This window comes from Arthrobacter sp. TB 26 (assembly GCF_000427315.1).
Taxonomy (GTDB): Bacteria; Actinomycetota; Actinomycetes; order Actinomycetales; family Micrococcaceae; genus Arthrobacter.
In genome coordinates this window covers 1-6,280 of the sequence record NZ_AUPJ01000417.1, presented here as the reverse complement: position 1 = coordinate 6,280, position 6,280 = coordinate 1, and the positions used below count along the sequence as shown (strand labels likewise).

The following is a 6,280-nucleotide window of genomic DNA, read 5'->3' as shown; positions in this document are numbered from 1 at the left end:
CCCCGTCCGCTGGACATGCCCTCCTGCCGGGCCAGGGCCTGGACATAGTCCCTATATGCCCTCTCGTTGTCACGAAGAGTGAGCATGTCCAGCCGGGGCAAGTCCGGCTGCACACTCGGGAGTCGCACGATTTACCCGAGTTGGTCTGTCCGTGTGGCGCTTCTAACCGCGGGCGTCCTTCCTCAGGACCTCCGGCAGCTCATCAACGTAAACGGTTTGTGGCGGCTCGTAGTAGATGACCAGCACTTCCTCGCCCACCGCGAAGACGCTGGTCTTGTCGAACGGGTGGGCGTGGAAGGCGCTTGTTCCACCACGGAACGGCAGCATCACTTCGCCGATGGTGCCCGGCGCGATGCGTCCGGTAACCCGCCCGACCCTGCCGGTGAGGCTCCGGTCAACGTCCCTGTGCATCATGCATCCGGAGCTTTCGCGGGCCCCTTTGAACCCTCCCGGCCGTTCCTGAGAGCGGACCTGAGGGCCGGGAGATAGTCGCCCACCTGGGCCAGGATTCCGCCGATCATGCGGTTGATGCCCTCGCCGCCGTTGAGGACGGTGAGTTGTCCGACGTGGGCGAACGGTTCCGCTGCAGCCGCGATGATAGCCGGCATGTTTTCCGCCAGTTGCTGAGAAATAACAGCCTCCTGGTTCGTGCCGAGGGCCTCGGCGCGTGCCTTGATGCCGTCCGCCTCGGCCAACGCCTTGGCCTTGATCGCCGAGGCAGCAGCATCGCCGCGGGCCTTCGTGGCCGCAGCCTCCGCCTCACCGGTAACCCGGGTGGCCCCGGCCGCCGCTGCCGCCGCCGTGGCATTGGCGTTGGCCTGCAGTTCCGTGCGCCTGGCATTGACCTCAGCTTCGAGCTCCGTGCGCCGGGCCAGAGCCTCGGCGGCGCTAATGTCGGCGGACTTCTGGCCCTCGGCATCAGTGCGCTTGGCGTAGGCCTTGGCATCGGCGGGTTTGCGGACGGTGGTCTGCAGCTTCTGTTCCTCCCGGTCCGCCTCAAGCTTGGCCACCTCTGTCTCCTGGACCACCACCTGCTGGCGGGCGGTCGCGTCGGCGAGGGGGCCGGCCTGGGCGGCGTGAGCCTTGGCGCGCTCGGCGTTGGCCTGCGCCTCGGATTGGCGGATGGCTGAGACGCTGCGGGCGTCCGCGATCAGCGCCTCCGCTTCAGCTTCCTTTTCCGCCGCCTCCCGGTTCCTGGTGGCCTCGGCGATGCGCGCCTCCATCTTGACCAGGGCGATGTGCGGTTTGGCGATGTTCTCGATGTAGCCGGTGGGATCCTGCAGGTCCTTGATCTGGAGCGAATCGACCACCAATCCGAGCTTTTCCATTTCAACACCACTGGCGCTGCGGACCTGTGATCCGAGCTTGTCGCGCTCGCGGATGATTTCTTCCATGGTCATGCTGCCGATGATGGAGCGCAGGTGCCCCTCGAACACGTTGTAAACCTGGCTTTCCATTTTCGGCTGCTGGCCGAGGAAGCGCCGCGCGGCGTTGGCGATAAACGGAGGGGCGTCCCCGATCTTGTAGATGACGACACCTTCGACGATCACCTGGATGCCCTGCGACGTCACACAGGAGACTTTGAGCTCGGTTTCATTGAGGGTCAGGGACAGGGTCCTGACGGTCTGCAGCCCGGGAAACACCAGCGCGCCCTTGCCGGTGACGATCTTGAAGTCCATTCCCTCCCGGGTCTCCAGGGTTCCCCGCGTCAGCCCCGAGATAATAAGGGCCTCATTGGGCTCAGCCACTTTCCACATCAGTTTTGTCGTCAGCCAAATAACGGCGATGACAACGGCCGCGCCGATGAGCGTGGCAAATAGCGGGAAGAAAACTGAAAACTCCGGCATACCGGGTCCTTTCACGATGCTGGAAAAGGTGTTGCGGCACGGCCTCCAACCGCTCCGCCGATAGAGCCCGGCCGGACGCGAATGCGGAAGTGCGGGGCCGCCAATCCAGCTGATGTAGACAGTCTTAGGCGCTCCGCGGACTAAAGTCCAGCGATTGGATGTGTCGGGGACGAAAGCCCCTGTCACGGCGTCGGCCGCAGTGGAAGGGTGGAGGTGGGACCGCAGGCGGTCCCGGAAAGGTGATTCGCGATGCGCGGCGTATCCGAAACGATGATCGGGATCGCCTGGGGCGTCTGGCGTGCTGAACGGGAAGGCCCGGAAGGGATCGCACGCCGGCAGCAGGCCCGGCTTGCCGAGCTCGTGGAGTTTGCCCGGTCAGCGTCGCCCTACTACCGCCGCTTGTACCGGGACGTGCCGGACGACATCACGGATCCGCGTCAGCTTCCCCGGGTAGGCAAACGGGAGCTGATGGAGAATTTCGACGACTGGGTGACGGACCCGCACATCACCATGGCGAAGCTGGAGTCGGAATTGCTCTCTGACCTCTCCCAGCTTGGGAGGTCCTACCGCGGGAAATACCTGGTGGTGACCACGTCCGGCACCACCGGGGAGCCGGCCATCCTGGTTTACGACCGGTTATCGTGGGTCGTGGTCAACCTGGTGGTGCGGGTTCGCGAGCGGCGGACCCTGGTCCGGGCTGCGGAAGTGCGGGAGTTTCTGCGCCACGGGCTGCGGGCTGCGGCCCTCGTCGCCGGAGGCGGCCACTTCGCGGGCGTGGTCCTGACGGAATCCGTGCGGCGGCGCGCCCCCATCGTCGCCCGGCGGGTCCGGGTCTTTTCCGTGCTGAGGCCTCTGGCCGAACTGGTGCAGGAGCTCAACGACTTCAGGCCCACGGCACTTTACGGCTACCCCAGCGCGATGCTGCAACTGGCCGCCGAGCAGCAGGCCGGGCGGCTGCGGATCCGCCCCATCCTGGCCATCAGCTCCGGCGAGAACCTGTCCGCCGCGGGCCGTGCGACCATCGCAGCGCAGCTCGGCTGCAGGGTGACCGAGCGCTATCTTTCCTCGGAAGTCCCTGCCCTGACCAGCCAGTGCCGGAAGGGCGCGTTCCACGTCAACACTGACTGGTACATCCTCGAGCCGGTGGACGCGGACTACCAGCCGGTCCCGGCCGGCGTCACCTCCCACACGGTCCTCGTCACCAACCTGGCCAACCGGGTGCAGCCCATCATCCGCTACGACCTCGGGGACCGGGTCACGCTTGCAGCAGCTCCGTGCCGCTGCGGCAGTCCATTCCCTGCCGTGAAAATCGACGGGCGTGCCGGAGACGTTGTGACTTTCGGGGCGCCTGACGGTGGCGCGGTCAGGATCCTGCCGCTGGCCCTGGGCACGGTGATCGAGGAGACTGCCGGGGTGCGACGGTTCCAGGCGATCCGTACCGGGCCGGGGACCTTGCGCCTGCGGCTGGAGGTCGCCCAGGGCGCCGACCGGGCTCAGGTGCAGACAGCTGTCGAGGTGCGGTTGGGCAGCTTTTTCGCCGCCCAAAGGGTCGGGGCAGTCGCCGTCGAACATGCCGATGAGCCGCCCCGGACCGACCGCAGCGGCAAGTTCCGGCAGGTCTGGTCCGCTTGAGTGAGCGGTGCGGACCTACTGGGGTCCCAGGAGTTCCCGCGCCTGCCGCTGGGCTTCGAGCTGTTCGGCGGTGACGACGGACCCGCGGAGGAACCCGGCGTCGGCGATGATGCGGCGGAGCTCCGCCACGGTCCGCGGAGTGCTCACCCCCTGGTGGGCCATGGCGTGGCAGTTGGCGCAGAGCGGGACGAGGTCCGTGATGGGGTCGAGTTCGTAGCTGCTGCCGAGCAGGGATACCGGGACGAGATGGTGCACCGGGATGAAGTCCGCGCCGATCCCGCCGTACTTCTGTTCGAAGGAGAACCCGCAGGCCGCGCAATTGGTGCCGTGGTGCGCGATGCAGGCCCGCCCCGCGTCGGGGTCACGTTCGAAGCGGTTCACCTCGACCCGGGTGACCGTGTCCTGCGGGTAGGTGCCGGGAACGGGCTGGGTGGGGTCCGGGCCGGGCGGAGGCCCGAAGTCGCGCCACAGGGCCCTGATCGCCGCTTCGTCGGCCGGTTCCACGATCAGCCGGGAGACATCATCGGCACCCCACGCGATCCCGGGCAGGGCATCCCCGAGAACCTCGACGGCGATCTGCTCACCGGGCGGCAGGAGGGCATCGAACGCCACCTGCACCAGCATCCGGGCCGAGCCCGGGGTGCCGTCGCTGGCAACAGGCGAGTCGGATCCGGGCAGCTCTGAGAACGCGTCCGTGGCCACGTCCGAGGCCACGACGCCGTGGCCGACCAGTCCCCGGCCATGGTCGCCCTGCAGGAGCAGCCAGGCGTCGGTTCCCGCGGGGACAGTCGAGTGGCGGCCGACGCTCCAGTCCTGAAAGGACAGCCCGGTCGCGGCGATGTGCCCGAGAGCGTCCGTGTAGTTCCAGTCATTCCAGCGGTCCGGGTTCCAGCCCAGGATGATGGCGGTCATCTGGCCATTCTCGCAGGAGTGGTCCGTGCGAGTGGAAGCCTGCGATGCGGCGATTGGACGCAAGTGGCCGCTAAGCGGGGGTGAATAGCGGCCCTTTGTGGCGAATGGGCGAGACTCTCAAGCCGGGCGACCGCGCACCCACTGAACCGCCCACCACCAAGCCCGCACGCGCAGCCTCCGCTCCCAAGCCCGCACGCGCAGCCTCCGCTCCCAAGCCCGCACACAAAGAAAGCTGGTGCAGTCGCTGCGTTTCCGCGAGGCGACTGCACCAGCAGGTAGTACGAATTTTCGGATTGCTATGAAACGTTACTCATTCGCGGCTCCCTTTGTCCCGGTTGTTCACTTACCGGGTTTTTGCGTCCTCGGCCAGATGCCTCGACATCAGCCAACCGGCGCCTACCATTGCTACGCCCATGATCATAAAACCCCACGCGCCCATGACATTCAGCGACAGGAAATTGGCCGCCGACCCCACACCGACAATGAGGCTGTAGACGCTCAGGACGATGTACAGCAGGCCAAAGCCCATGAGGAAGTTCCGGGCGCCCATGGGGTTATTCCGGGACATCACCACGCCTATGACGCCGATGAGGGCCTGAATGATGTTCAGCAGCATCGATACCTGGAACAGGCCCAGGAACAGGGCCGTGGAATTCGGTCCAATGATCGCCAATGAGTTGTACTGCGTGGTGATGCCGGGGATGAACCCCAGGACGCCCACGACTATAAGGACGATACCTACACCCATGCCGACGTTCTGGACATCTGTCCGTCCGAAGTGAACACCGTGTGCATGTGGAGATGCGGTAGTCATTTTCTGCCTCCAACCAATGATTGCGGACACTCCAATTTTACGGCCGGGTAGGGAAAAAAGCGCCGGCAGGGGGCGCAGTTGAATTCAGGATTCACCGCCGTGACACGGGCAAAATACGTTCAAGTTCGGGCGGTTGAGCCTGTCGCACCGGGCAGTAACCCCCGCACATGGCACCATGGAACACGATGAAACTGCGCGCTGATCAGACCGGGGAACGTGGACTTCCGATGCCGTTGTGGCTGCAGGGAGCCCTCGAATCCGCGCAGGCAGCCATCATCTCAGCCCTGGCGGTGGCCCTGCCGATTGTCGCCGTGTGGGCCACGGCCGGGTTCCAGAACGGCGCCACGGACGCCCTCGCCCGCCTCGCCGGCCAGGCCTGGCTCCTGATCCACGGCGTTCCGCTGCTGCTCGACACCGTGGGCATGGGCTCGGCGGCCCAGCCGCAGTCCGGCGTCCTGTCGCTCACCCCGCTCGGGCTGACCCTGATTCCGTTCCTGCTCGCCTGGCGCGCCGGCCGCCGCCTCGCCCGGGCGTCCTACACCGACCAGCTCTGGCAGGCGCTGTTTGGCTCCTGGCTGATGTACGCCGGCTTCGGCCTGGCCACCGGCTTCATCTGCCGCACGGGCGACGTCGGCGTGGGCCTCTGGTCCGCCGCCCTCATCCCGCTGATCCCGTTCGGGCTTGGCATGGTGATCGGCGCGCGCCGTGAAGCCGGCTCCTGGAGCCGCCTGATCGGCGTCGACGCCGTCGCCTGGCTTTCCCGCACCAGCCAGCATTCGCGCTGGGCCGGCTCCTACCTCGGATCCGCGGTCAAAGCCGGCTTCGTGGCGCTGATGGCCAGCCTGGCGATGTCCTGCGCCTTCCTCGCCGCCACCCTGTTCATCCACTGGAACCTCGTGATCGCGGTCTATGAAGCGCTCGACGCCGGACCCGTGGGAGGTGCCGTGCTCACCATCGTGCAGCTCGGCTTCCTGCCCAACCTGGCCGTGTTCGCGCTCGCCTGGACCTCCGGCGCGGGCGTCGCCCTCGGCGTCGGCTCCCAGGCCGGGGCGCTCGGCACCGCGGTCGGGCCGCT

Annotated in this window: 6 protein-coding genes; 2 read left to right on the top strand and 4 right to left on the bottom strand. The window is 66.7% G+C overall.

All coding sequences use genetic code 11. From position 1 onward, the window contains the following. Positions 1 to 162 precede the first annotated feature (162 nt). Together K789_RS0115990 and K789_RS0115985 are read right to left on the bottom strand one after the other, a co-directional pair. Positions 163 to 411 carry a hypothetical protein gene (locus tag K789_RS0115990; protein ID WP_024367635.1) on the bottom strand — a complete coding sequence of 83 codons (249 nt, stop codon included), beginning with the start codon at positions 409 to 411 and terminating at the stop codon, positions 163 to 165. Next, complete coding sequence (locus tag K789_RS0115985) at positions 411 to 1,847, bottom strand: flotillin family protein (RefSeq protein WP_024367634.1); 1,437 nt, start codon at positions 1,845 to 1,847, stop codon at positions 411 to 413. Before K789_RS0115985 ends, K789_RS0115990 begins: the two co-directional genes overlap by 1 nt. Before the next feature lie 249 nt (positions 1,848 to 2,096). Here K789_RS0115985 and K789_RS0115980 point away from each other — a divergent pair, with 249 nt between their 5' ends. Next, positions 2,097 to 3,479, top strand: coding sequence for a phenylacetate--CoA ligase family protein (locus K789_RS0115980; protein WP_024367633.1), 1,383 nt, complete (start codon positions 2,097 to 2,099; stop codon positions 3,477 to 3,479). 15 nt (positions 3,480 to 3,494) lie between these two features. On the opposite strand, the gene K789_RS0115975 is transcribed toward K789_RS0115980, so the two are convergent. Both K789_RS0115975 and K789_RS0115970 read right to left on the bottom strand, forming a co-directional pair. Next, entirely contained in the window at positions 3,495 to 4,391 is an 897-nt protein-coding gene (locus K789_RS0115975; RefSeq protein WP_024367632.1) for an HNH endonuclease, read from the bottom strand. 343 nt (positions 4,392 to 4,734) lie between these two features. After that, positions 4,735 to 5,139 carry a DUF4383 domain-containing protein gene (locus K789_RS0115970; protein WP_237739619.1) on the bottom strand — a complete coding sequence of 135 codons (405 nt, stop codon included), beginning with the start codon at positions 5,137 to 5,139 and terminating at the stop codon, positions 4,735 to 4,737. A 251-nt stretch (positions 5,140 to 5,390) separates the two neighbouring features. Here K789_RS0115970 and K789_RS0115965 point away from each other — a divergent pair. Beyond that, a partial coding sequence (locus K789_RS0115965) for a DUF6350 family protein (RefSeq protein ID WP_024367630.1) occupies positions 5,391 to 6,280 on the top strand: 890 nt, incomplete at its 3' end.